Origin of the sequence: Lacrimispora sphenoides (assembly GCF_900105215.1) — a bacterium.
Lineage (GTDB): Bacteria > Bacillota > Clostridia > Lachnospirales > Lachnospiraceae > Lacrimispora > Lacrimispora sphenoides_A.
The window spans coordinates 710,165-736,699 of the sequence record NZ_FOIP01000001.1 but is presented as its reverse complement, the minus strand read 5'-3'; the positions used below and the strand labels follow the sequence as shown (position 1 = coordinate 736,699).

Genomic DNA, 26,535 nt, shown 5'->3' with positions numbered 1-26,535 from the left:
ATATTCATTAACTCATCCATTGTCAATTGTTTCAATCTTCGATCTTGCATATCAGAATTCAAAAGTATTATATAGGAAAATACTGGAATATCATGATATAATATCAAAATATGAAGGAAAAAGCAAATCATTATTACAAAATTATGCCGGCAGCCAAAAGTTCCTCTGTCTAATTCCGGTATTATTTCTACTGTTATAATAAGAGGTACTTTTATCACAAGCTTTTAGCAGAATAAAAGTGGTATAAGTATAAAAATTTACTTTAAGCGAAACCTATGTATCAATGGTAAAATAATAGAAACCGCAAGAAGTTTACAGACTTCATAAGGATTGTTATAATTTTAACCAAATTATTAAAATATAGAAAAATAAAGGAGGTGATGCCATATGTCAAACGTTGATAGAGTACCCAATAGATTAATCTATGAAAAATCCCCCTATTTACTACAGCATGCATATAACCCGGTGAAATGGTTTCCTTGGGGAGAAGAGGCTTTTTCCAAGGCGAAAGAAGAAGATAAGCCCATCTTTTTATCTATTGGGTATAGCTAACTCCGGTTGAATATGTGTACTTGTCACTGGTGTCATGTCATGGCTCATGAGTCTTTTGAAGACCAGGAGGCAGCGGATGTTCTTAATGAGTTTTATGTGGCAATAAAGGTGGACAGGGAAGAGCGGCCGGATATTGATTCCGTATATATGTCGGTCTGCCAGGCTCTCACCGGTTCCGGCGGGTGGCCATTAACGATCATTATGACACCGGATCAAAAGCCTTTTTATGCCGGGACCTATCTGCCTAAATTTTCAAGATGGGGATCTGCCGGTCTTCTGGATGTTTTAACCTCTATCCGGAAGCTTTGGGAAAATGAGAAACATAAGCTTCTGGAAGCGGGAGATGAGATAACCGGATATTTAAACAAGGAAGGGACATCTGTTAATAATGAGGGCAGGGAACCGGATAAAGACTTATTTCTGTCAGCTTCAAGCCTGTTAAAGAGGTCTTTTGATAAGAAATGGGGAGGCTTTGGAAGGGCGCCCAAATTTCCTATGCCACATAATCTGCTTTTCCTTTTAAGGCATTACTTTTATGAAAAAGATAAAGTTGCTCTTCTCGCTGCGGAAACGACCCTTAAGCAAATGTACCGGGGCGGAATATACGACCACATCGGAGGCGGTTTTTCCCGTTATTCCACAGATGAAAAATGGCTTGTGCCCCATTTTGAAAAAATGCTGTATGACAATGCGCTTTTGCTGTATGCCTACACAGAAGCCTTTGCCTTGACGGGGGACAGCCTTTATGCCAGGGTATCCCGGGGAATTCTTCGTTATGTAAAAGACGTGCTGACTGATGAGCAGGGCGGGTTTTACTGCGGTCAGGACGCTGACAGCGAAGGGGTGGAAGGAAAGTTTTATACGTTTCAGAAGGAAGAAATCGAACAGATTCTTAACGGCGATGCAGATGAATTCTGCAAATGGTTTGGAATTTCAAAACAAGGTAATTTTGAGGGAAAGAATATTCCAAATCTTATAGAAAATGAAAATTACGGCTCTAACAGTGATAAATTAGAGGATCTGTGTAAAAAGCTTTATGATTACCGAATAACAAGGACATCCCTTCATACGGATGATAAGATATTGACTTCCTGGAACGGACTTATGATCGGGGCACTTGCAAAATCATATGAGGTACTGGGAGATGCCTGGTGCCTTGATGCGGCAAAGAATGCGCAGGCGTTTATAGAGAAGAATTTGACCTCTGAACAGGGAAGGCTCTTTATCCGTTACCGGGAGGGGCAGGCAGTTCACGACGGACAGCTTGACGATTACGCGTTTTATGCCTTTGGCCTGCTGGAGTTATATGAGGCTTCCTTTGATATCAAATATCTTAATATTGCCGCTGAAATATCTGAAAAGATGCTTGAACTGTTTTATGATGAAGTTCAGGGAGGGTTTTATATGTATGCTCATGACAGGGATAAACTCATAAGCCGTCCCAAGGAGCTTTACGATGGTGCGCTTCCTTCAGGAAATTCCGTTGCCGCATATGTAATAAGCAGGCTCTATCACCTGACCGGGAAAATCAAATGGCAGAACGTTCTGGAAAAGCAGGTATCTTACCTGACGCAAGAGGTGGAAAAAAGCCCTGCAAACTACTGCTTTTCTCTGCTTGCATTTCAAAGCATCCTTTATCCATCTACGGAAATTGTTTGTGTTTCCGCAGAGGATTCTATATTAACAGAGCTTCAGAGCTTACAAAGAAGTCCGAAGCCTGATATCAGCGTGATCTTAAAAACTCCTCAGAACAAGGATGCCCTGTCAGAGGCAGCACCGTTCACGGCAGATTATCCGGTTCCTTCTGAAGGAAGCAAATATTATGTCTGCCGTAATGGGGCGTGCATGAAGCCTGTAGATGGCATAGATGAGTTAAAAGGAGTGCTGGAATCCCTGTAGCCTGTATATGGGCTGCAATTAATTGCAATGGCAGCTATATATTAAAATAGCGTTTTAGGCAGAAGATGAGCTTTGAAAATGGATTAAATCCAATCAAAGCTCATTTTTGCATACTATTTTAAGCGATACTATTTTTTGACAGCCCCTTTGTCTTATCCCCTATATTACATACATAAAAACCACAGGCCCCCATATAAATAAATAAGCAATTTACAATAAGGGAGGTAATTTTTATGTGCACGGCATTTACCTTAAGAACCCGGCAAGGGGAAACCTTTTTTGGAAGGAATATGGATTTTTCTTATGATATAAAGCCTCATCTTTACATAATTCCTAAGAATTATGAATGGGATAATTCATTAAATATGGAGAAAATCCAGGATATTTACTGTTTTATCGGAATTGGGCCGGAACTGGATGGGGACCTGGGATTTTTTGATGGGGTCAATGAGATGGGTTTTGCTGCTGCTGCACTTTATTTTGCAGGCTATGCTCAATATGATACCATTCATGATTTAAGGTACAGGAAACAAATCCCATCCATTGATTTCCTTCATTATATTTTAGGAAGATGCGCAGATGTCGATGATTTACGGCAATTACTTAAGAATCTCTCAATCGTAGGAGTTGAGGATCCGGTGACACAGACTGTGGCCCCATTGCACTGGATGGCGGTAGACCGCAGCGGGGAATGTGTTGTCATAGAGCAGACGGAAAGAGGGATGGAGGTAATGGCAAATTCTGTTGGCGTTATGGCAAACAGTCCCGATTATCAGTGGCATAAGACGAACCTGAGAAATTATATGGAGGCTTCTCCCTATCAGTCCGAGGAGGATACCTGGGGGAATGTCCGGCTGATTCCATTTGGACAGGCGGGAGGCACCCAGACTCTGCCGGGAGGGTATACCTCCCCGGAGCGCTTTGTCAGGACCGCTTATTTAAAATCATTTATTCCGATACCTCAAAGCCGTATGGAAGGGGTAGTTTCATGCTTTCATGTCATGGATAGCGTTTCCATTCCGAAAGGAGCAGTCGTAACAAGCCGGAATTCATATGATTACACCAAATATACGGCCTTTATCAATACAGCTACATGTGAATATTTTTTCAAGACTTATGACAATATACAGGTAAGAATGGCAAGTCTTTTTGAGAATTGCGCCCAATCCCCGGAGCTTGTGAATCTGGGGGGATTATAGGAGCAAGCCGGAGGATGCGGCCTAACTGTTATAAATCCATATGAAACAAATTCCAAATAAAATAGCATGACCAAATAAAAAAGCGTATTACATGGCTGATCCTGAAACCAGTCATGCAATACGCTTTTCAAAAAGTTGTTTCAAAAAGGGAGGAGAGCTGATAATAAATTACCAGCTCGAGTATTATGAAAAAAATCTTATAAGCAATTTGTATTTTATGTTTTAAGTATATCCATGAAACATGAAGAAATCATGTTATTTGTGTAAAAGGTTTTTGAATGAAATTTAAACAAAGTATGAACGATAGGATATATACAGAACTGTATTCAAATGGGACTATACAAATATAGGAGTATTTGATAAAATATAGCCATATGCGGAATCTGACGCAATAAATACCTTATTGGTATACCTTTATGCCCAAAGAACATGGGCAGGAAAGCAGAAAGGGAGAAAACATGAAAAATCCGGTTATTACGATTACAATGGATAACGGTGATGTGATGAAAGCAGAGCTTTATCCGGAGATTGCACCAAACACAGTAAATAATTTTATCAGTTTAATTAAAAAAGGTTTTTATGACGGACTGATCTTCCACAGAGTTATCAATGGGTTCATGCTTCAGGGAGGATGTCCGGAAGGAAGCGGAATGGGAGGTCCAGGCTATTCCATTAAAGGAGAGTTCAGCCAGAACGGCGTAAACAATGCATTCAAGCATTCAGAGGGAGTGCTTTCCATGGCAAGAGCCATGAACCCCAATTCTGCCGGTTCCCAGTTTTTCATTATGCACAAGGCTTCTCCCCATTTGGATGGTTCCTATGCTGCATTCGGTAAGATCACGGAAGGCATGGATATTGTGAACAAAATTGCTGATGTGAAGACCGATTACAATGACCGCCCCATGAAAGAGCAGAAGATCCAGTCCATGACAGTGGAAACCTTTGGGGAAGAATATCCGGAACCGGAGACCTGCTAAATCAATGATCTGGGATCGGGATATTATAGTAGAAGGGAAGATTTTCCAGGTTACCATATCCGATGATCATGAGGCCCTGCGTTCTGCTTTTGCGGAAGGCAGGGCCGTTGTTGGTTTATGGGACCGGGAACGAACGGATCAGAACCTTGCCCCTGCCGCTTATGTTGTAGAGGATATTGATGACATTGATGATGCATTTTTAGAGCGGGTCATCAGGAGAAAAGAGGGACTTCCGTGGAATATAGTCAAAACCCGGCGCCTTACAATCCGGGAATTCGTTCCTCAGGACTATGTCTCTATACCAGATGAGCCTGAGGCTGGGAAGTCTGGCTTCCTGTTTTCAACGAAAGAAACCCTGAAGGATTACATCAGCCATCAATACGGATTTTATGAGTACGGTATTTGGGCCGTAGTTGACCATGAGAAAGGAAAGCTTGTGGGAAAGGCGGGGATATCCAACTTAGAGATTACCGGGCAGGAGGAGTTTTTAGATGCAATAAAAAAGAATGATACCCCAGTGGAACTGGGATATCACATTTTTTCCCCATACAGGCAGCAGGGATATGGAAAGGAAGCCTGTAAGGCCATTCTTTCCTACGCTGCCCTGGCTGTTTCAGAGAAGATTTATGCAAGGATCGACGAACGGAACTTAGCGTCAATAAAGCTGGCAGAGGATCTTGGGTTCCGTCTTATTGCCCGAACACATAGCGGATCAGTTCCACGGCTGTGTCTGTATGAGTGGAATTGCTCATGACGGTAAGAATCGGCTCATCAATGATAAGGCCGGTTTTATCGCAGAAATCCGTGTTGCCGATGAGAAGACCGCAGGCCGTGTTTTCGCCGGTTTCCTGATTGGTTACAAAATAGAGGTGCTCCTTTAACTTGTCGTAAACGTCTGCAGGGAGGATTTCCTTTAAGTCAACAAATCCGCCCATTTCACCGAAGTGGTCTATGGTTTCGGGATTTCCTATCATAACATCCAGGCTCTTACTGGATATCATGGCGGTGATTTTGGCTAGCTGGGCATAGGTAAATTCATTCATGGAGGATTCGTCAAAGGTCGGGGACATGGAGTAGTCCACCTCGATCTTTGCATCCTCATTAAGATCAATGTATTGACGGAAGCCCTGGTTAAAGTAATCATCAACAGAATCAGCTTCACCGGCAGGGCTGCTGTTAAAAATAACGCAGGAAAGAGCAGTTTCAAACCGGTTGTTATATATGGCCGAACCAATGGAAGAGATAAAAATCACGGACACAACGGCAATGATGATGGGAATCTTGTAATATTCCCAGATGTACCAGAGCCTGTCTTTCACACTCATATTTTTCAGCTTGTCCCGTTCCTCCCGCATGGAGTTTTTTAGGGTTTTGTCTTCGTATGGGGTCATGTTTTACGCCTCTTTCTTTATTATTAAAGGTACTTTTTTAATTATATCACACAACCATGGATTTTCATTAAAATAAAAATAAAATTTTGGTGAAATAAGAAAGAATGTTTGCTTTTTAAGGGTAAATCCGCTATAATATCTTTTAATGCCACTATGAAAAGGGGAAGAACGTATGTTTTCTGGTTTTTTTAATTATGATAATCCGGTATGGCGGTTTATCGGTAAATTTGGAGATCTGATTATTTTAAATATCTTATGGCTGATATGCAGCATTCCAATTTTTACCATAGGAGCTTCTACCACAGCTGTATATTATGTAACCTTAAAGCTTGCAAGAGATGACGATGGGTATACTATCCGTTCTTTTTTTAAGTCATTTAAAGAAAACTTTAAGCAGTCCACGATCATCTGGCTGATCCTTCTGGTTGTAGGATTGATTCTTGGAGTTGACTTATACTTCTTTACCAGATTGTTTACAGGTTCCGGGTCTTTCCGGACGGTGATGCTTACCGTGTTCCTGGCAATGGTTCTAATTTATGCGGCTGTTTTTACGTATATTTTCCCACTTCAGGCCAGATTTTTCAATACGGTAAAGCGTACCTTTTTCAACGCCTTTTTTATGTCTCTGCGCCATTTATTCCGCACTATTGGAATGATTGCCATTGACGGGGCTTTGTTGGCGGCTGCATTCCTGCTTATGGTACCTCCGATGCTGATGGTATTCATGCTCTTTGGCTTTCCGCTTTTAGCATTTATTAACTCCTATATCCTTGCTCCCGTGTTTAATCAGTATATTCCAAAAGAGGAAGAGGAGAAGGGGGACCAGCTTAAGCCGCTGTTTGCAGATGAGGAAGAGCCTGTAAACAGCATTCTAATGGCAAAAGGGGACGAGCATCAGGAAGAGATGCCTGAGAACGAAGAGATAGAAAATAAAGAAACAAAAGACGGGCAGGAATAATTCCTGCTGGCAGCCGGACAGGGATCAACATGTATCCCTTCCGGCTGTTTTTTTGCATATCAGCATGGACTCTTTTATGAGGAGTTCATACTATGGACACCATATGGACACAAAAAAACAGTATACTTAGTAATTGTGACAAGGAAATGCCTGGGAGGTGGAATATGACTGAAGAAGAGTATCTCTGTTTTATCCAGCCCTATGAGGATGCGCTTAAAAACATTCGTGTAAGAGTGGATGTGCTGAATAATGATTACAGGAGAAAAAACCAGAATTACCCCATCCATCATATCCAGTACAGAATTAAGCAAAAGGAAAGCATTGAAAACAAGCTGGATAAGAACGGATATGAGGCCAGCGCGGATTCGGCCAGAAACTATCTGACGGATGTTGCTGGTATCCGGGTCATCTGCTATTTTATCACGGATATCTATGCCATTGTCAGCCTGTTAAAGAAGCAGTCGGATATTGTAATCATAAAGGAAAGTGATTATATTGCCAATCCAAAGCCCAATGGATATAGAAGTTCCCACATTGTTTTTGGAGTTCCGGTCTATCACACCGATGGTATGGAATATTACCCGGTAGAAATACAGCTGCGCACCATGTCCATGGACTTATGGGCCAGTATGGAGCACAGGATCTGCTATAAGGGGGAAGAGAGAGAACAGGCAGCAGAGGAATTTAAAAAGTATGCCATTGCCTTAAGGCAGATGGAGGATGAGATGGAGGAATTTCTCTGAGGTGAAAATAAGAGAAGGCATGTTCCAGAGCTATGAGTTTTCATGCATAGCTTTGGAACATGCCTTTTTATTTTGTGTTGTATGACTGTCTCAATGAATGACCAATGTGGGCATTAAACATATTTCCTTTTGTTTTGTTTCTTTTTTCCTGTCCTGTCTGGCCGCTTCTTTCATAATGTTCCAGGCCTTTATTCCAAGCTCTTCCACGTCCTGGTTCACACTTGATATTTCTATTCCGAATAAATAATCAGACAGCAGATTGTCATAGCTTACAATGGCGTAATCTCCGGGTACATGGATACCCTGCTCCGAAAAGTATCTTAATATACCCAGGGTCATCATGTCATTGCATACAAATATGGCCGTGCAATCCGTATCAAGGACTTGCTTGGCGGCTTCATATCCGCCTTCTATGCGGTAGTTTGCAGGAATGATATACTCTTTCGGCACCTTGATTCCATATTCCGTCATTGCATTCCGGTATCCGTGTATACGGGAAAGAGAGTTGTGGGAAATGAAAGTATTGCAGATACAGGCAATCTTTCTATGGCCTTTCTCCAGAAGATACCTTGTTGCAATATAAGAACCTTCTACATTATCAAAATATATTTTATTACAGGAAAATGAATCAAATATGCGGTCAACCATTACAAATGGAAGGTTAAGCTGTGATAATTTCTGCTCGATAATATCCTGATGAAGATAGGATTCATTGGAAATTACCACAAATATTCCATCGATTCCTTTTGCTGCAAGAAGATCAATTAATATCATGTCTCCTTCAAATGTATCGTTGGAGTTAACGATGATCAATGAATATCCTTCAGCTCTGAGCTGCAATTCTAAAGTTTTTGATAATTTGGAAAAGAAAGGGTTTTCTATATCAGGGATCAGAAGCCCAAACGTATTGTTTTTTCTGGTTACCAGACTGCGTGCAGCCGCATTTGGAATATATTGGTTATTCTCAGCAATCTGCAGGATAAGATTTTTCTTTTGTTCAGAAATTCTATTTGGTCTGTTGTTTAGAACCAGGGATACACTGCTTGGAGAAACTCCCGCTAATCTGGCTATTTCTTTTATTGTTATGGACATAGTTTTTGACCTCTGGTGTATTGATATGAACAATAATACCGTATTTTACATAAAAAAGCAACTTATATTGATAAAACGATTTATCAATCTTATTTTTTGTATTGACATGAATAAAAAATAATGATAATATGAATTTGCAAAGTTGATAAAACGTTTTATCAACCATAAATTCCGTATTACAAACAAAACTAGACAATTTTAGATTTCGGAAAGGTGAGATAGAAATGAAAATCGGAGTTGTAGGCAGCATCAATATGGATATGACTGTTACAGCACAGCGGATACCGGGTAAAGGGGAAACGATTACAGGCGATGCCATTTCCTATATCCCGGGAGGAAAAGGTGCAAATCAGGCAGTTGCGGCCGCGAGATTAGGCGCGGATGTAACGATGTTTGGCTGTGTTGGAAGCGATGACCATGGAAAAGCTCTGATTGAGAACCTGAAAAATGAAGGTATTCATACAGAATATATAAAAGAAGTTGAAAATCAGGTGACAGGGCTGGCTGTGATAACGGTAGCGGAAAGCGATAACTGTATTATAGTTTTAGCGGGTGCAAATAATACGGTCGATATTGAGTACATTGACGGTATCAAAGAAAAGTTATTAACCTGCGACATTGTATTATTGCAGCAGGAGATTTTACAGGAAACCGTGGAATATGTCATTGGCCTATGTGCGAATCATGGGGTAAAGGTCATATTAAACCCTGCACCGGCAAGAGAGATAAAAAGAGAACTGGTAGAACTGGTGGATTATATTACTCCAAATGAACATGAAGCCAGGATCATATTTGGAGATATGGCTGATACTAAGTCTTTATTAAAACAATATCCGGAAAAACTCATTATTACCCTGGGGGAAAAAGGAGTCATTTACATCAATCATGAAAAAGAAGCAGTGACTTTGCCGGCAAGAAAATCTAATGTAGTTGATACTACGGGAGCAGGGGATACATTTAACGGCGCATTTGCCGTAGCACTTGGATTATACGATAACATGGAAACGGCGCTGACGTTTGCAGTCATGGCTTCCGGTTTGTCGGTAGAGCGGTTTGGTGCCCAGGGCGGTATGCCGAAACTTAAAGATGTGATCGGAGAGCTGGAAAGCCAGTCTGACGGTAGTAATGCAGGTGACAGTTGTGGGATTGGAGGAAAACCATGAAGAGAAATGGAATTTTAAACAGCAGCATATCAAGCGTACTTTCTTCCATGGGGCATACGAATTCGATTTGCATCGGAGATTGCGGACTGCCTATACCGGATGAGACAAAACGGATTGATTTAGCTTTGCGTTTTAATATTCCTTCATTCCTGGAAACTTTAGATGCGGTTACTGACGATATGGCAGTAGAATCTTACATTTTGGCAGAGGAAATGAAAGAACATAATCCGGAAATGGTGGAAAACATACGAAGCATGATGAAAAAAAAGTTTCCGGATGCAGTGGAATGCTTTACATCCCATGAAAATCTGAAAGAACAGACAAAAACGTGTAAGGCTGTCATAAGGACCGGTGAAATAACTGCGTTTGCAAACATTATATTGGTTTCAGCCTGCATTTTTGCAGCCCAGGGTTAAGGATAGGGAGAAGAGCTATGCAAATTGAGATGAAAGGAATCTGTAAATCGTTTAGTGATCATGCAGTACTGTCTGATGCCGGTTTCAGCCTGAAAAGCGGCGAGGTCCATGCACTGATGGGAGAAAACGGGGCTGGAAAATCCACTCTCATGAAGATACTGACAGGTATCTATGAGAAAGATTCCGGAACGGTTTTGATCGATGGAGAAGAGGTTGTATATAAAACGCCGAAAGAAGCGGAACATGCAGGAATTATCCTGATCCATCAGGAACTGAATGTACTTTTTGACCTGACAGTAGAAGAAAATCTCTTCCTGGGGAAGGAAATAACCACTCGTGGAGGAATCTGCAATAAAAAAGAAATGCAAAAACAGGCAGAAACTATTCTGGATAAATTAGGGGTTAAAATACCTGTGAAGAAAAGGATGGCAGAGCTGGCGGTAGGGCAGCAGCAGATGATAGAAATCTGCAGGGCGCTTATGAGCGAGGCAAAGGTGATCATCATGGATGAGCCTACGGCGGCACTTACGGCCAGTGAAACGGAAATTCTTTTTAAGGTAATAAAGAAGCTGCAGAAAGACGGAGTTTCCATCATTTATATTTCCCATCGCATGGAGGAGATATTTGAACTGTGTGACAGGATTACAGTCTTAAGGGACGGGCAGTATGTGGGAACAAAAGAAACAAAAGATACCAATGAAAAAGATATCGTAAAAATGATGATTGGACGTGAGATTGGGGAACGGTATCCGGAAAGAAAGAGTTCTATTGGAAAAGAAATATTAAAGGTATCAGGTTTTACAAAAAAAGGAATATATGAAAATATTAATTTTTCAGTAAAAGAAGGCGAAGTGCTGGGGGTGTCCGGCCTCATGGGAGCGGGGCGCACGGAAATCATGAGGTCCATATTTGGAAATATGCAGCATGATGGAGGTGACATCTTTATTGATGGCACCAAATGTTCCATAGACAATCCTGCTGCAGCCATAAAATATGGAATCGGCTTTATCACGGAAGACAGAAAAACCGAGGGGCTTATGCTGGAAGACAGCATAAAAAACAACATTTCCCTGACAAATCTGGCCTCCATATCTGACCGGTATCATGTAATTAATAAAGGAAAAGAAAAAAGTTTAGCCGCAAATGCAATCAATGAATTGAAAATACGCTGTTTCCATCAGGCTCAGGAATGTGGAAAGTTAAGCGGTGGAAACCAGCAGAAGGTCGTGTTTGCCAAATGGGTATATACCAATCCCAGAATATTGATCCTTGATGAGCCAACAAGGGGAGTAGATGTAGGCGCAAAGAAAGAGATCTATAACATTATTAATGAACTGGCAGCAAAAGGAGTTGCAATCATTATGGTTTCTTCTGAACTCCCGGAAATTTTGGGAATGAGTGACCGGATTATGATAATCAGGGAAGGCACAGTCCGCGGTATCCTTAATAAGGGAGAAGCGAATCAGGAAAAAATCATGACTCTTGCAACAGGAGGGAAACTGTGATGAAAGAAAAGAGACAAAAATGGTTCAATATTATGGGAGATTATGGCGCACTGATTTCTCTGGTTCTTATTGTGGCACTGATCAGTATCATAAGCCCGGAATTTCGTACGACCGGCAATTTTCTCTCACTTTTAAGACAGTCTTCCATAAATGGTTTTATCGCTTTTGGTATGACCTTTGTTATACTTACAGGTGCCATTGATTTATCAGTTGGTTCCGTTCTGGCGTTGTCCACTGCACTTTGTGCGGGAATGATAACTTCAGGAGTGCCGGCAGGTGTTGCCATGCTGGTCTCTCTGCTGATCGGAGCATTTCTTGGACTGATAAGCGGTGTGCTGGTGACCAGAGGAAGATTACAGCCGTTTATAGCTACGCTGATAACAATGACCGCATACCGGGGGCTGACAATGATTTACACCAATGGAAAGCCTATATCCAGGCTGGGTGAGAGCATGCTTTTAAAATCAATTGGAAAAGGCGATGTTTTTGGAATTCCGGTACCGGTTATATTATTGATACTTATGTTCACATTTTTCTGGTTCCTGCTTACAAAAACCACGTTTGGACGCCATATCTATGCAACCGGAAGTAACTGGAAGGCAGCCGAACTGGCTGGCGTCAATATACGTAAAACAAAGATTATAGCTTATGTCATATCCGGCGTCATGGCCGCATTGTCAGGTCTTATTCTTTTATCCCGTCTTAATTCGGCTCAGCCTACCCTGGGTTCCGGTTATGAACTGGATGCCATTGCTTCTGTCGCTCTCGGCGGAACCAGTATGAGCGGTGGCAGGGGTAAGATATATGGAACATTTATCGGAGTACTCATAATAGCAGTATTAAACAACAGTCTTAACATACTTGGCGTATCCTCGTATTACCAGGATGTGATCAAAGGATTGGTGATTCTGACAGCCGTTCTGTCAGACCGAAAACGGTAAAAATAAAAGGAGGGAATATAAAATGAAAAAATTTAAAAAAGTAGCAGCATTGGTAACTGTTATGGCCTTAGGGGCAAGTGCGGTAGTTGGATGCAGCGCGGGCGGCGGTGAGAAGAAAGAAGGAGGCAGTCCTGCAGGCAGTGCCCAGACGGTCGGATTTTCTGTTTCAACGCTTAATAATCCATTTTTCGTGACATTATCAGACGGAGCCAAAAATGCTGCGAAAGAGAAAGGAATCCAGCTTACAGTAGTAGATGCAGGAGATGACAGCGCAAAGCAGATCAGCGATATTGAAGATTTAATATCAAAAAATATTAAAGTTCTGATTGTCAATCCGGTGGATTCCGATGCGGTAGCATCAGCGGTAGAATCAGCCACGAAAAAGGGAATTAAAGTCATTGCAGTTGACCGTGCGGTAAATGGAGCCGAGGTAGAGTGCCAGATTGCCTCTGATAATGTAGCCGGTGCAAGAATGGCGGCAGAATATTTAAAAGAGCTGGTTGGCGAAGGAGCAAAAGTTGCTGAACTGGAAGGTGTACCGGGAGCATCTGCTGCCATTGACCGCGGACAGGGATTCCACGAAGTAGCTGACAAAGATTTAAAAGTGGTTTCCAGCCAGACAGCCAATTTTAACAGAGCGGAAGGCTTATCTGTTATGGAAAATATCCTGCAGGCTGACGGTGATATAAAAGGAGTGTTTGCGCACAATGATGAGATGGCATTAGGGGCTGTAGAAGCAATTGCATCAACCGGAAAAGATATCAAGGTAGTTGGCTTTGACGCTACGGATGATGCGAGAAAAGCGGTGGAAGACGGTACAATGGCAGCGACAGTCGCACAGCAGCCGGAACTGATGGGAAAGACAGCTGTTGAAACTGCTATATCAATCATGGAAGGGAAAAGTGTTGAGAAGTCCATACCGGTGGAAGTTACGCTGATTAAGAAATAATAACTTAAATACAGTCAGATTATCTAAATAAGATAATCTGACTGTATTTTTTTGTGCAGCAAACCACAGATCTCCAAGCTATTAGAGCGGCAAATGCAGCAGCAGTCGTCATATCAAACATAAATATAATTTTTGCATAGCCGTTTGTTCTAACAGGAGCAAGCGGCTATTCCCATTGTTTATGAAAATTTAACAATGAAGAAGGCATATTAGGGAATAAACCTCTTGTACTTTTTCCTGTTTCGTTATATACTAAATACTGTATACAAAAAAATAAAAAAATACAATCCTAAGAGATAAAAAGTGAGGGATGTTTGCCTATGATAAGACATCTGGGATTAAAAGCATATGGTAAGGTTAATCTGGGACTTGATGTTTTAAGAAAACAGGAAGACGGATACCATGAGGTACGAATGATCATGCAGACCGTAGGCCTTTATGATAAGATTGATATTTACTTAAAAGAGACCCCGGGAATTGAGGTAGTGACAAATCTCTATTATCTTCCAGTGAATGAAAACAACCTGGTTTATAAAGCAGCCAGGCTTTTGATGGAGGAGTTTCATATTATTCACGGAATCCGCATTCATTTAAATAAATTCATACCGGTTTCTGCAGGCATGGCCGGCGGCAGCAGCGATGCGGCAACGGTACTGTTCGGAGTGAACAAGATGTTCCAGCTAGGCCTGACAAGAGAAGAACTGATGGAACGGGGGGTGAAGATCGGAGCAGACGTTCCCTATTGTTTGATGAGAGGAACAGCACTGAGTGAAGGAATCGGGGAAATTTTAACGCCTCTTCCCGATATGCCCCAGTGTCAGGTGCTCATAGCAAAGCCTGGGGTCAGCGTATCCACGAAGTTCGTTTATGAGCATCTGGATTTGCCCGGTTTACGAAAAGAAGACCATCCGGATATTGACGGCATGATCGAAGCCATTGGGAACCGCAACATATACCAGGTGTCAGAGCGCCTGGGAAATGTGCTTGAAACAGTTACGATTCCAGAATATCCGGTGATTGCACAGATTAAAGACAAAATGAAAGAATTGGGAGCTGTGAACGCCTTAATGAGCGGAAGCGGCCCTACGGTTTTTGGCATATTTACAAGCCCCAGAGCCGCAGAAAGGGCTTATGAGGAATTGAGGTATGGCGAGGCCAAGAGCCTTGCAAAGCAGGTTTATCTAACGAATTTTTACAATACCAGGGAGGTTACAAATGAGCAATGATTTAAAGGTAAATATGAATGAATATCTGCCCCTTCGGGACGTGGTATTTAACACGCTGCGCCAGGCGATTTTAAAAGGGGAACTGGCACCGGGAGAGCGCCTTATGGAGATCCAGCTTGCGGATCGTCTTGGAGTCAGCCGTACGCCTATCCGGGAAGCCATCCGGAAACTGGAACTGGAAGGGCTTGTACTAATGATACCCAGAAAGGGAGCCGAGGTTGCTAAGATTTCAGAGAAGAGCTTAAGAGATGTATTGGAGGTCCGCAGATCCTTAGAGGAGCTGGCGATTGAACTGGCCTGCCAGCGTATGACCCCGGAAGCCGTAGAGGAGCTTGAAAAAAAGCAGGAAGAATTTAAAGAGGCCGTGGAACAAGGCAATCCCATGGAGATTGCGGAGACGGATGAAGCTTATCATGATGTGATTTATAAAGGCACATGCAATGACAGGCTGGTGCAGATGATCAACAATCTAAGAGAGCAGATGTACCGTTACCGTCTGGAATACATTAAGGATGAGGATAAACGCCAGATTCTTTTGCTGGAACATGACAATATATTGAAGGCGGTCAGACAGCGGAAGGTTCAGGAAGCAAAAGAAGCAATGCGGGAGCATATTGATAACCAGGAGATCACAGTATCAAAGAATATCAAGGAACAGGAATAAGAAGAGAGGTATTTTATGACGTTTAAGGAGAAGTATCTGGCCGGTGAGATAGAATTTGAAGCCATTGATGATTTTATTGAAGAATGGAATAGCAGCGATGCGCCCGAAACCCTTGCAAAGTTTCTCGGCCTTAATGAAGAGGAAGAGGATGTGTGGATCGAAGAGAGCGATGAAGCCTTAAAGGAGCTTCTGGACAGGAGATAGGAACGCCTGGCAGTCATACCATTTTGCCCAAAAACGAGGGCCGAAAATTGCAAAAGATAAACAGAATTGGAAAAATTATTAAATAAATATAACCTTTCTTGACAAGGTGACAACGTGTCATTATAATAAGTGGCATGTTGTCACCTTTTCGTGTGGTCGGAGGATTCACATGGGAAAAGAGAAAGGAGAGATGAAAAGATGCCAACGGAACGGTTTTATAATCTTCCGGCAGGAAAAAGGAAAACCATCCGCGATGCAGCGGTGGAGGAATTTACAAGAGTGCCGTTTGAAAAGGCCTCTATTAATAAAATAATCCAGGCCGCTGGAATATCAAGAGGAAGCTTTTATACTTATTTTGAAGATAAGCGTGATGTTCTTAGATATATTTTCGAAGATGCTGCTGAAAATTTTCAGAATAGCTGGGTAGATTGCGCGGAAAAAAATAATGGTAATTTATGGAAAACGGCCGAAACATTTTTGCAATACAGCATATCCAATACAAAGGAAAATGTTCTGCAGCTGATTAAGAACATTGCCGACAGTGAGACAATGTTTGGTGCGACCCATCAGCTATGCCAGGAAAATTCCAAAAGCCAGCAAGAGCTGCAGGAGATGATGTACCGTGCCATCGATACTTCTGATTTTAAAGATCAGAGTATGGAAACCTTTGGGAAACTGGTATCCATGATTTTCTTGGAACTTGCTCATTGTATGGGCTGGTACTACCATCATCGGGAAGATGAAGAAAAAATTAAGAAAATTTTCCTGGAAAAATTAGAAATTCTGCAATATGGAATTCGTAAACAATCATTACAATCTTAATATGGCCAAATAAGGAGTTATTATGACGAAGAAAAAAATATTCATCATTGCAGGAGCGGTTGTAATTGTGGCAGCCGTGGCAGGACTGATTCTTCCAAGGGCACTGGAAGGAAAAAAGGAAGAGCTTGTGGCGGAGGTACCGCCGGCTGTAACTGTAGAAAAGTCTGAAATCAGGACCATTGAGTTAAGCAATGAGCTGATCGGAACGATTGAGCCGGACAGTATTGTGCATGTTACACCTCTTGGAGCCGGAGAAATTACAAGCGTAGGAGTTAAGACCGGCGATATGGTATCCGCGGGCCAGCTTCTCTGTGTCATTGACACAAAACAGGTGGAAAGCTCCCGGATCACTACGGAAACCGCCAGAATTACTTATGAAGACGCTAAGAAAAATTTCGATCGTTATTCCGTTCTTTATGCAGCCGGCGATGTGGCGGAAGCAGATTATCAGTCTCTAGTCGATAAAATGGAGATGGCAAGGCTTCAATATGAGAATGCCAAAATTGCATATAAGATCCAGATGGAAAGCAGCCAGGTGACGGCGCCAATTGCAGGACGTGTGGAAAGTTTTAACATCAGCGTTCATGATATGGTCTCACCTCAGACCACCCTTTGCGTTATTTCAGGGGAAGGCGGGAAATCCCTGACCTTTTATGTTCCGGAGCGCATTGTAGGAGGACTGAAGGCAGGAGATTCCATAAGGGTAGAAAAGAATGGTACCGATCATACCGCGGCCATAACGGAAGTAAGCACAATGATTGATCAGGCAAGCGGCTTATTTAAGGTAAAGGCTTCCATACCCGATGGAGATACCCTGGCTACTGGGACTTCAGTAAAGCTTTACGTAATCGCCCAAAGGGCAGAGAATGTCCTGACAGTTCCGGTTGACAGCGTTTATTATGAGGGCGGGAACCCGTTCATTTATACATATGTAGATGGATCACTTAAGAAGAATGCGGTAACCGTAGGGCTGGCAGACAATGAGTATACTGAGATCCAAAGCGGTATTGCTGCCGATGATCAGGTAGTGACCACATGGACCAGTGAATTGTATGAGGGTTCTAAGGTTACTCTTGCAGGCGGGAATGATAATGAATCTCAGGCAGAAGAAGACGCGGCAGAAGAAGAAACTGGAACAGAACCTTCCGGTCCAGCACAGTAAGGGGGCGGGAATATGGGAATCACAAAAAGCGTTTTAAAGCGGCCCGTAACCACCGTCTTAGCAATATTGTGCTTGATTGTATTTGGTTTGTCCTCTGTTTTGTCTTCTAAAATGGAGCTGACGCCGGAAATGAACTTCCCCATGCTGTTGATCAGCAGCGTTTATGCAGGAGCTAACCCGGAGGATGTAAACGACCTGGTTACCAGGCCGGTGGAAGATGCTGTCGGCACCTTGTCAGGCATTAAGAATGTTCAGTCCAGCTCCCAGGAGAATGTTTCCATCGTGCTTCTGGAGTACGAATATGGTACGGATATGAATAAGGCGTATTCGGATCTGAAAAAGAAAATGGATAATGTTGAGCTTCCAGACGACGTGGAAACTCCCAGCGTTATGGAATTCAATATCAATGATATGCCTGTGGTGACTTTGGCCGTTAAGGATCCATCTCAGAATAATCTTTATAACTATGTAAACGATAAAATCGTACCGGAATTTGAAAAGATTTCATCCGTTGCAAGCATAGGCGTAAGCGGAGGCCAGAAAGGCTATGTGAGTGTCCGTCTGATCCCGGAAAAGATGAACCAGTATCATCTTACTATGAATTCCATCAGTCAGGCCATCAAAGCGGCTGATTTTACATACCCGGCAGGAAGTACCGGAGTGGGAAAGCGTGATTTATCTGTCAGTACCGGAGTAGAAGTAGGAAACATAGAAAGCCTTAAAAAGATCCCTGTAGTGGCTGGCAGTGGAAAGACCATTTACATGGAGGACATTGCCGATATTTCGGAAACATCTGAAAAACAGGAAGCCATCGGTCGGTATAATGGGGAAGATACCATTACCTTATCCATTAATAAACAGCAGAAAAATAGTGCGGTGGATGTCTCCAAAGCCGTGTTAAAGACCGTTGAAACTTTGAAAAGAGAATATCCCAACCTGGATATTGTAGTTGTTGACGATACCAGTGACCAGATCACATCAGCTCTTAACAGTGTTAAGGATACCATGATCATGGCGGTAATTATTTCCATGATTATTATTTTCCTTTTCTTTGGAGATATCAAGGCATCTCTCATTGTAGGAAGTTCCATTCCGGTATCCATTCTGGTGTCGTTAATCTTAATGGCGGCCATGGGCTTTTCCCTGAACGTTATCACCATGAGCAGTATTGTTCTTGGTGTAGGTATGATGGTGGATAACTCAATCGTGGTTATGGAGAGCTGCTTCCGTTCCCAAAAGGGCACCGGGTTCCGGGAATACATGCAGGCAGCGCTAGAAGGAACGGGAGTTGTGCTGCAGTCCATTCTTGGAGGTACCATTACCACCTGTGTCGTATTTATCCCTCTGGCGCTTTTGGAAGGCCTTACAGGCCAGCTCTTTAAGCCGTTGGGCTATACGATTGTATTCTGTATGCTGGCGTCGCTGCTTTCAGCCATTACCATCGTTCCTCTGTGCTATAGCAGGTTCCGGCCTGTTGAGAAGCAGAATTCTCCTATGGGAGGAATCGTAAAAGCGATGCAGAACGGCTACCGAAAGATCGTGGATCGTTTGCTTAACAAGCGTGCCATGGTTATGATCGTGTCGGTTCTGCTTTTGATCGCCTCCTTTGCCCTTGCTACCAGGCTTGGATTTGAACTGATGCCCAACGTGGATCAGGGAACGATAACCGTTTCTGCAGAGATGAAGCCTGGGCTTAAGTTGGAAGAGGCGGATAAAATCCTAAAGAAGCTGGAAGATATTGTTACCAGTGAGGGTGATTTAAAGTCCTATATGGTAAACTATGGAGGGAGCGGACTAAGCTTTAGCGGAGGTAAGAAGGGAACCTTAACAGCTTACTTAAAAGATGACCGTAAACTGTCCACCAAGGAGGTTGTAAACAAGTGGAAAAAGGAGATGAACCAACTTGCCGACTGCAATGTTACCGTAGAGTCCACCTCTTCCATGAGCCAAATGAGCAGCAGTAATGATTTTGAGGTAATCCTTCAAAGCTCCCAGTTGGATAAACTGAAAAGCGTTTCAAACCAAATGGTAGCAGAGCTGATCGAAAGCCCCCAGCTCATCAAGGTCCATTCGGACCTGGAGAATGCGGCACCTGTATTAAAAGTCCGGGTTGACCCTATAAAGGCAGCGGCAGAAGGCGTTGTCCCAGCTAGTGTGGGCGGCTTATTAAACAACATGCTGAGTGGTACGAAGGCATCTACCATGGAAGTGGCAGGCCAGGAAGTTGATATTAAAGTGGAATATCCAAAAGATTCTTATGATACTCTTGATAAAGTAGAGGGTATTATGGTACCAAACAACTATGGCGGCTCTGTGGCGCTTACGGATATTGCTGATATCGGCTATGAAGACAGTCCTTCCTCAATAAGCAGGAAGAACAAACAATACGTAGTTACTATTACAGGCTCCTTTACCGATGTAGTTAAGACGAAAAAGGATAAAGAAGCGGCAAAAAAAGATATTGATGAAAAGATTGTAAATAAGTATTTGAATGATATCGTTACAAGAGCAAAGAACAGTGAGGATGAGTCTATGCAGGAAGAGTTTACCAGCCTGTTTAAAGCGATCGCTACGGCTATATTCCTGATCTTCATCGTTATGGCTGCCCAGTTTGAATCTCCAAAGTTCTCCCTGATGGTCATGACGACGATTCCTTTCAGCTTAATCGGGTCCTTTGGATTCCTGGCGGCTGCGGGAGTTGCTATCAGCATGCCATCCCTCCTTGGCTTTTTAATGCTCATTGGAACGGTGGTGAACTCCGGAATCCTTTATGTGGATACGGTCAACCAGTACCGATCAACCATGGATAAGCGCACTGCCCTGATTGAAGCAGGAGCTACCAGACTCCGTCCCATCCTCATGACAACACTCACAACGGTGGTGTCCATGGTACCTATGGCAATGGCGGTCGGAAAGAATGGTGAGACCATGCAGGGCCTTGCATTAGTAAACGTGGGCGGTTTGACGGCTTCCACCATTCTGTCACTGCTCATGCTTCCAGTATATTATTCCATTATGAGCGGTAAAACGGATAAGAATTTATTGCCGGATTAAGAGGCAGCAGGGAGCCGGACCTTCGTAACTTCCGGTTCCCTTTTGGAAGAAAGTGGATTTCTTGTTTTAAGCAGGATATGATAAGATAATGACAGGTAAACAGCATAAAAATCCCAGTTAAGGAGGATTCAGGATGAGAAAATGGAAACAGATCAGTGCATTTTGCCTTGCGGCAGCGCTTACTGTCTCCGGACCGGCGGCCACAGCTTGGGCCGGAAGCCCGGAGTTTGCAAGAACCCCAGAGGAGTGGGCTAAGCTCCGTGACAATGTGATGGAATACGATGAACTGGCAGGCCTGATCCGTGAATATAATGTGACGGTCCAGAAAAACCAGCTGGATATTAATGATAAGAAAAAGGATGACCGGATTACCAGTGACCAGAATGCCCAGTATTACCGGGATGCGGCAAACGATTACAGAAACATGATTACCGGAGATGATCCGGTGTCTGATGCAAGCGGTGCGGCCAGCGCCAACCGTGCGGAAGTCATGGCAGATAACAACGTAGAGGATTTGCAGGTATATCAGCTTACCTATGAGCAGGAGGAGGCCAATCTGGTAGCAACGGCCCAGTCTTCCATGATTGCCTATTTTCAGCAGAGATATGAGCTGGAAACTGCAAAGAGCAGCTTGGAGTTTTTAGAGGCTGCGTACCAGTCTGCACTGGTAAGACAAAGTGCAGGAATGGCAACCCAGACCGATGTATTGGGTGCCTTAGAGAGTATTCAGAGCACCCAGGCTTCCATTGATAAGCTGACATCTTCCGTTGAGGAGACCAGACAGAAGCTTTGCGTTATGCTGGGCTGGAAATACAACGACACACCGGATATTTTGGAAATTCCAGCTGTGAATATGGAACGCATTGCAGCCATGAACCCGGATACAGATAAGGAATCTGCCCTGGGCAACAGCTATACCTTAAAAATCAATAAGAGGAAGCTGGAAAATGCCGTAGGGGATATTACAAAGCAGACCTTGAACCGGACGATTTCAAACAATGAGCAGAATATTGGTTCCGATTTAACAAAGCGCTACCGGGCGGTTCTTCAGGCAAAGGCAGCGTATGACCAGGCTGGAGCAGAATTTGCTCTGGAAAGCAAAAATATGGATACTGCCCAGAGGAAATATGACCTGGGAGCTTTAAGCAAACTGGATTATCTAAAGCAGAAAAATGCATATGACACGAAGAATTTCGCTATAAAGACAGCAGAGCTTGGCCTGTTCCAGGCGGTTCAAAATTATGATAATGCGTTAAACGGACTGGCTTCGGCAGGAGGTTTATAAGATATGAGAAAGAAAGGCTATTTATCTGCCTGTATGGCAGTGACCCTCACGCTCACCGCTGCCCTGCCGGTTTATGGGGCAGCAGGACCCGGTAGTACGGGAACTGCCATTCCTGACGGGATGACAGAGGAAACTTGGAACAGGCTTAACGATCAGACCATAGAATTTGATGAGCTTTCCAATTTAGTGAAGTATTTTAATCCTGATGTTCAGAACATAGCCGATTCGGCTGGAAATGAGTTAAGCAACCAGCAGTATGTCTATGACGAAATGAGACAGTATATCCGCGATCTCAATGATGATGCCCAGGCGATGAAAGATTCAGGGGCCACAGGCAGCGATGAAGGGATGATGGTATACTTGGCCTTAAAAGGCACGGCAAAGGGCCTGAGCAGTAATGCGGAGAAACTGAATAACGGACTCAAACGAATTGACTTGGGAGTCAAGAAAAATGTTGACCGCTATTCAAAGACCTTCTCTTCTGCCGCAGATCAGATCATGATTGGCTATAACAGCGCCCTGGCCAATCGGGCCATGGTTCAAAAGGCACTGGATTTAAGTATATCAGGCTATGAAGCCCAGTCAATAAGCCTTAAACAGGGCTTGGCGACGGAAGCAGATGTGCTGGCAGCCAATAAAGGGGTCCTGGCAGCACAGGCCGCTCTTGACCAGCTTGACAACACCATCGACGGTTTGAAGCGATCTCTTTGCCTGATGACCGGCTATCCGACGGATGGATCAGTTCAGATTGGAGAGATCCCCCAACTGGACCTTTCCGTTATCGGGGCACTGGACCTGACAGCGGATACAGCAAAGGCGATCGGAAATAATTACGATCTGATTGATAGCCGTCACGGAGCTTCTAACCAGACCACTACCGGTATAAAGAACAAGGATGCCAGTATTTCAGAGGCTGAGCAGAACCTTACGGTTACCATGCAGTCCTATTACCAGGAGATCCTTCAGTCTAAATCCGCCTATGACGCCTCCTCCACCGCCTATGAAAAGGCAGTTCTGGAAAAGCAGAAGGCTGACCGCTCCTATCAGCTGGGCATGCTGAGCAAGATAAACTATTTGCAGGCCCAGATGGCATTTTCACAGGCAGAGGGAGAAAAGCAAACCGCTTATAACACCTTATATCAGGCCTATAGTACCTACCAGTGGGCGGTTAACGGGATTGTAACGGCTTCTGAACAGTAGGCTCCGCTTTCTTGGAAAGCAGATCAACCAGCTTGAAACGGATATGGATCTTTGGAGCTTCCCGGCTGATTATCTGATAATCAGATTCATCCATGGAACTTTTTAATATTGCTTTGGAAGCATCCGGTACAACCGCATACGAAGAATCTGTGAAACATAGCGGAGGATAAAGGACGCACCACCAGTTGCGTCCTTTTCCTTCGCCTATTTTTACCCGGACGGCCTCATAATTGCCGCAGGGAAATACCATGTCTCCATAGGTTTTGGTGGGAAAGTAACAATTGGTCAGTTCCATATGTGCGGGATAATTATATCCCAGTTTTTTCATGTAGTGTTCCGCTTTTCTTTCCAGGCTGTCTGTGTGTGTGAGAACAAAGTCTTTTGTTTCCTCAAGGGATGCATTTTCTCCAAGGTCCTCATAGATTGAATTGAGCAGCATGGTGCGAACTTTTAATTTGAGGGTTTGGTCTTCTGTGCTGTCGCTGTTTGCTAATACGTGAAAACGCAGGATTTCCGGAGCGATCCGTGCAGCCAGTGCTTCATCCTTTTGCCTTCCGTCTGAAACGGTAAGCAAAAATGCGATAAGAAGACAGGTAATACATAAAAATAAATCGTGTCTCTGTTTCATAGGGGTTCCTCCTTTTTTCTGGAATCTATTTGTAATTGTAACCATATGTGCTATAATATAAACACTGTAAAATTGAGAAATTAATGAGGAGAGTAAAATGGATAGAAAAACTGCGGTTGTACTATTCGGCGGCCAGTCATCAGAGCATATTGTATCCTGTATGTCAGTGGTCAATGTTATTAACCATATTAATAGAGAGAAATACGATGTAGTTTTAATTGGGATCACAGAAGAAGGCCGTTGGATAAAAACGGATTCTGTAGAAGATATAGAAAAAGGCACATGGAAAAATGGTACGGTTTCAGCAGTAATCTCTCCTGATGCAACTATGAGCGGTGTTATTCTGATGGACGGGGAAAAGACAGAGGTCGTCAGGGTTGATGTGGTATTCCCGGTGCTCCATGGATTATTTGGAGAGGATGGAACCGTTCAAGGGCTTTTGGAGCTGGCGGGGATTCCATATGTTGGCTGCGGGGTGCTTGCCTCTGCTATTTCCATGGATAAATTATATACAAAGATCGTTGCAGATGATCTGGGAATCACTCAGGCGGCCTATGTGCCGGTGATGCGCCATGATTTAAAGGACATAGAGGCGGTTGCAGGAAGGGTAGAGGAGAAGTTCTCTTACCCAGTGTTTGTAAAGCCTTCCAATGCAGGCTCTTCCAAGGGAGTAAGCCGTGCGGGTGACAGGAAAGAACTTATGGAGGCTTTGGTAGAAGCTGCAAATCATGACCGCAAGATTCTGGTAGAAGAGATGATTGTCGGACGGGAAATTGAATGCGCCGTATTCGGAGGCGGAAACGTACCGGTAGAAGCTTCTGGAGTAGGGGAGATCCTTGCGGCAGCGGAGTTCTATGATTTTGATGCGAAGTATAACAACTCTGACTCCAGAACGGTTGTAGACCCGGTTCTGCCAGAGGGGGCCACAGAGCGGGTAAGAGAAGCTGCTATGGCCATTTTCCAGGCTGTAGACGGCTATGGTCTGGCAAGAGTTGACTTTTTTGTGAAAAAGGATGGCAGTGTAGTATTCAATGAGATCAATACCATGCCCGGATTTACGGCGATCAGCATGTATCCCATGCTCTGGGAATCGGCTGGAATGAATAAGGATCAATTGGTTGACCGGCTGCTGGAGCATGCAATGGACCGTTACAGGATATAGGAGGAACGTCCTGTCGGAAGACATTTATGTGAAAAGCAGGGCGGGAAAGAGGAAAATTAATGGCAGACAGAAATTCACCTATAGGAGTATTTGATTCAGGTGTAGGCGGGCTGACAGTTGCACGGGAGATCATGCGGCAGATGCCGGATGAAAGAATCGTATATTTTGGAGATACTGCAAGGGTGCCTTATGGCAGTAAATCCTGCAGCACAGTAATTCGTTTTACCAGACAGATCATCCGCTTTCTCATGACCCAGGATGTGAAGGCAATCGTGATTGCCTGTAATACCGCCACCGCCTGCGCCCTCGAGGCGGTAGAAAAGGAAGTGGACATTCCTGTTGTGGGCGTGATCCATGCAGGAGCAAGAACCGCCATAGAGTCAACGAAAAACGGGAAGATCGGCATCATTGGGACAGAAGGGACCATACGAAGCGGAGTATATACCAGAGTGATGAAGGAAATGAGAGAAGATATTGAAGTGACCGGAAAACCATGCCCTCTTTTGGTTCCGCTGGTGGAAGAAGGGCTTTTGCATGATTCTGTTACCGATGAAATCGCTTCCAGATACTTAAGTGAATTAAAAGGAAAATATATTGACACACTGGTACTGGGCTGTACCCACTATCCCCTTCTCCGTTCTACCGTGGGAAGGCTCATGGGACCAGAGGTGACGTTGGTGAACCCTGCATATGAAACTGCATTGGAGTTAAAACAGATTTTGGACGAAAATGGCCTTTTATGCGGACAGGACAGCAGTGATCTGGAAAAATACCGTTTCTATGTCAGCGACCTGGCAGAGAAGTTCACCAGTTTTGCTGCCTCCATCCTTCCGGGACAGGTAAAAGAGACAAAACAAATCAATATTGAGGAGTACTAAAGGAGTTTTATTATGACAAGAGATGTTCTCATCAGCATCAGCGGGATGCAGATTGCAGAAGACGACAGCAATTCAGTTGAGATGATCACAGCCGGCGATTATTTTTTAAAAAACGGCAAGCACTACATTCTGTATGACGAGATCCAGGAAGATACAGGGGGAGTGACCAAGAACACCATTAAGATCCATCAGTCGGGGCTGGATATCATCAAACGCGGAAGTTCCAGCGTTCATATGACATTTGAAAAGGATAAAAAAAATATGTCCTGCTATGCCACCCCCATTGGAGAACTGATGATCGGGATCAACACAAAGGATATTCAGATTCATGAGGAAGAGGACAGCTTAAAGGTGCGGGTGGCATATTCCCTTGATATCAATTATCAGCATGTTTCGGAATGCAACATAGTGCTTGATATTCACTCCAAAGCCACAGCAGACTTTCGTCTCTTAAATTAAAAAAAG

The 26,535-nt window shown here is 43.5% G+C and carries 24 protein-coding genes and 1 pseudogene; 22 read left to right on the top strand and 3 right to left on the bottom strand.

From position 1 onward, the window contains the following. Positions 1–387: 387 nt before the first annotated feature. The 4 genes and pseudogenes from BMW45_RS03325 to BMW45_RS03310 all read left to right on the top strand — a co-directional run bounded on the left by BMW45_RS03325 (position 388) and on the right by BMW45_RS03310 (position 5,381). Positions 388–2,451, top strand: a pseudogene (locus tag BMW45_RS03325) (thioredoxin domain-containing protein). Between the two features lie 233 nt (positions 2,452–2,684). Further along, positions 2,685–3,650, top strand: coding sequence for a choloylglycine hydrolase family protein (locus tag BMW45_RS03320; protein ID WP_092240532.1), 966 nt, complete (start codon positions 2,685–2,687; stop codon positions 3,648–3,650). Positions 3,651–4,108: 458 nt separating this feature from the next. After that, complete coding sequence (locus tag BMW45_RS03315; protein WP_092246123.1) at positions 4,109–4,627, top strand: peptidylprolyl isomerase; 519 nt, start codon at positions 4,109–4,111, stop codon at positions 4,625–4,627. Positions 4,628–4,631: 4 nt separating this feature from the next. Continuing rightward, positions 4,632–5,381: a GNAT family N-acetyltransferase gene (locus BMW45_RS03310; protein ID WP_092240531.1), complete on the top strand. Its 750-nt coding sequence runs from the start codon at positions 4,632–4,634 to the stop codon at positions 5,379–5,381. On the opposite strand, the gene BMW45_RS03305 is transcribed toward BMW45_RS03310, so the two are convergent. Continuing rightward, entirely contained in the window at positions 5,317–6,018 is a 702-nt protein-coding gene (locus tag BMW45_RS03305; protein WP_092240529.1) for a hypothetical protein, read from the bottom strand. The genes BMW45_RS03310 and BMW45_RS03305 overlap by 65 nt on opposite strands. A gap of 172 nt (positions 6,019–6,190) precedes the next feature. Here BMW45_RS03305 and BMW45_RS03300 point away from each other — a divergent pair, with 172 nt between their 5' ends. Continuing rightward, positions 6,191–6,976: a YesL family protein gene (locus BMW45_RS03300; RefSeq protein ID WP_092240527.1), complete on the top strand. Its 786-nt coding sequence runs from the start codon at positions 6,191–6,193 to the stop codon at positions 6,974–6,976. Between the two features lie 164 nt (positions 6,977–7,140). Next, entirely contained in the window at positions 7,141–7,719 is a 579-nt protein-coding gene (locus BMW45_RS03295; protein WP_092240525.1) for a GTP pyrophosphokinase, read from the top strand. Positions 7,720–7,809: 90 nt separating this feature from the next. Here BMW45_RS03295 and BMW45_RS03290 read toward each other — a convergent pair whose 3' ends face one another. Continuing rightward, positions 7,810–8,811 carry a LacI family DNA-binding transcriptional regulator gene (locus tag BMW45_RS03290; protein ID WP_092240523.1) on the bottom strand — a complete coding sequence of 334 codons (1,002 nt, stop codon included), beginning with the start codon at positions 8,809–8,811 and terminating at the stop codon, positions 7,810–7,812. A gap of 224 nt (positions 8,812–9,035) precedes the next feature. Between BMW45_RS03290 and rbsK the strand changes: the two genes are divergently transcribed. The 13 genes from rbsK to BMW45_RS03225 all read left to right on the top strand — a co-directional run bounded on the left by rbsK (position 9,036) and on the right by BMW45_RS03225 (position 23,402). Further along, complete coding sequence (rbsK, locus tag BMW45_RS03285) at positions 9,036–9,974, top strand: ribokinase (RefSeq protein ID WP_092240521.1); 939 nt, start codon at positions 9,036–9,038, stop codon at positions 9,972–9,974. After that, complete coding sequence (gene rbsD, locus BMW45_RS03280) at positions 9,971–10,390, top strand: D-ribose pyranase (protein WP_092240519.1); 420 nt, start codon at positions 9,971–9,973, stop codon at positions 10,388–10,390. The genes rbsK and rbsD overlap by 4 nt, the downstream gene beginning before the upstream one ends. A 17-nt stretch (positions 10,391–10,407) precedes the next feature. After that, positions 10,408–11,895, top strand: coding sequence for a sugar ABC transporter ATP-binding protein (locus BMW45_RS03275; protein ID WP_092240517.1), 1,488 nt, complete (start codon positions 10,408–10,410; stop codon positions 11,893–11,895). Then, positions 11,895–12,836: an ABC transporter permease gene (locus BMW45_RS03270; protein ID WP_092240515.1), complete on the top strand. Its 942-nt coding sequence runs from the start codon at positions 11,895–11,897 to the stop codon at positions 12,834–12,836. Before BMW45_RS03275 ends, BMW45_RS03270 begins: the two co-directional genes overlap by 1 nt. Positions 12,837–12,858: 22 nt before the next feature. Next, entirely contained in the window at positions 12,859–13,785 is a 927-nt protein-coding gene (locus BMW45_RS03265; RefSeq protein ID WP_092240513.1) for a D-ribose ABC transporter substrate-binding protein, read from the top strand. Positions 13,786–14,105: 320 nt separating this feature from the next. Continuing rightward, positions 14,106–15,011, top strand: a complete 906-nt coding sequence (gene ispE / locus BMW45_RS03260) for a 4-(cytidine 5'-diphospho)-2-C-methyl-D-erythritol kinase (RefSeq protein ID WP_092240511.1) — start codon at positions 14,106–14,108, stop codon at positions 15,009–15,011. Next, positions 15,001–15,675, top strand: a complete 675-nt coding sequence (locus BMW45_RS03255) for a GntR family transcriptional regulator (protein ID WP_092240509.1) — start codon at positions 15,001–15,003, stop codon at positions 15,673–15,675. The genes ispE and BMW45_RS03255 overlap by 11 nt, the downstream gene beginning before the upstream one ends. 15 nt (positions 15,676–15,690) lie before the next feature. After that, positions 15,691–15,879, top strand: a complete 189-nt coding sequence (locus BMW45_RS03250) for a hypothetical protein (protein WP_092240507.1) — start codon at positions 15,691–15,693, stop codon at positions 15,877–15,879. A gap of 198 nt (positions 15,880–16,077) precedes the next feature. Further along, positions 16,078–16,701, top strand: coding sequence for a TetR/AcrR family transcriptional regulator (locus tag BMW45_RS03245; protein WP_092240506.1), 624 nt, complete (start codon positions 16,078–16,080; stop codon positions 16,699–16,701). Positions 16,702–16,723: 22 nt separating this feature from the next. Continuing rightward, complete coding sequence (locus BMW45_RS03240; RefSeq protein ID WP_092240504.1) at positions 16,724–17,863, top strand: efflux RND transporter periplasmic adaptor subunit; 1,140 nt, start codon at positions 16,724–16,726, stop codon at positions 17,861–17,863. Positions 17,864–17,875: 12 nt separating this feature from the next. Beyond that, complete coding sequence (locus BMW45_RS03235; RefSeq protein WP_092240502.1) at positions 17,876–20,917, top strand: efflux RND transporter permease subunit; 3,042 nt, start codon at positions 17,876–17,878, stop codon at positions 20,915–20,917. Positions 20,918–21,050: 133 nt separating this feature from the next. Then, positions 21,051–22,202, top strand: a complete 1,152-nt coding sequence (locus BMW45_RS03230) for a TolC family protein (RefSeq protein WP_092240500.1) — start codon at positions 21,051–21,053, stop codon at positions 22,200–22,202. Between the two features lie 3 nt (positions 22,203–22,205). Then, entirely contained in the window at positions 22,206–23,402 is a 1,197-nt protein-coding gene (locus tag BMW45_RS03225) for a TolC family protein (RefSeq protein ID WP_092240498.1), read from the top strand. Here BMW45_RS03225 and spoIIR read toward each other — a convergent pair. Next, on the bottom strand, positions 23,371–24,030 hold the full coding sequence (gene spoIIR / locus BMW45_RS03220; RefSeq protein ID WP_092240496.1) for a stage II sporulation protein R: 660 nt from the start codon (positions 24,028–24,030) through the stop codon (positions 23,371–23,373). The two genes, BMW45_RS03225 and spoIIR, sit on opposite strands and share 32 nt — an antisense overlap. Before the next feature lie 97 nt (positions 24,031–24,127). Between spoIIR and BMW45_RS03215 the strand changes: the two genes are divergently transcribed. From BMW45_RS03215 to BMW45_RS03205, 3 genes are read left to right on the top strand one after another with little or no spacing between them, the layout of a single operon-like run. Beyond that, positions 24,128–25,192 (top strand): D-alanine--D-alanine ligase family protein, encoded by a 1,065-nt coding sequence (locus BMW45_RS03215; RefSeq protein ID WP_092240495.1) that lies wholly within the window; start codon positions 24,128–24,130, stop codon positions 25,190–25,192. A gap of 59 nt (positions 25,193–25,251) precedes the next feature. After that, positions 25,252–26,070, top strand: coding sequence for a glutamate racemase (gene murI / locus BMW45_RS03210; protein WP_025231288.1), 819 nt, complete (start codon positions 25,252–25,254; stop codon positions 26,068–26,070). A gap of 12 nt (positions 26,071–26,082) precedes the next feature. Continuing rightward, positions 26,083–26,529, top strand: coding sequence for a YwiB family protein (locus tag BMW45_RS03205; RefSeq protein WP_025231289.1), 447 nt, complete (start codon positions 26,083–26,085; stop codon positions 26,527–26,529). Positions 26,530–26,535 lie beyond the last annotated feature (6 nt).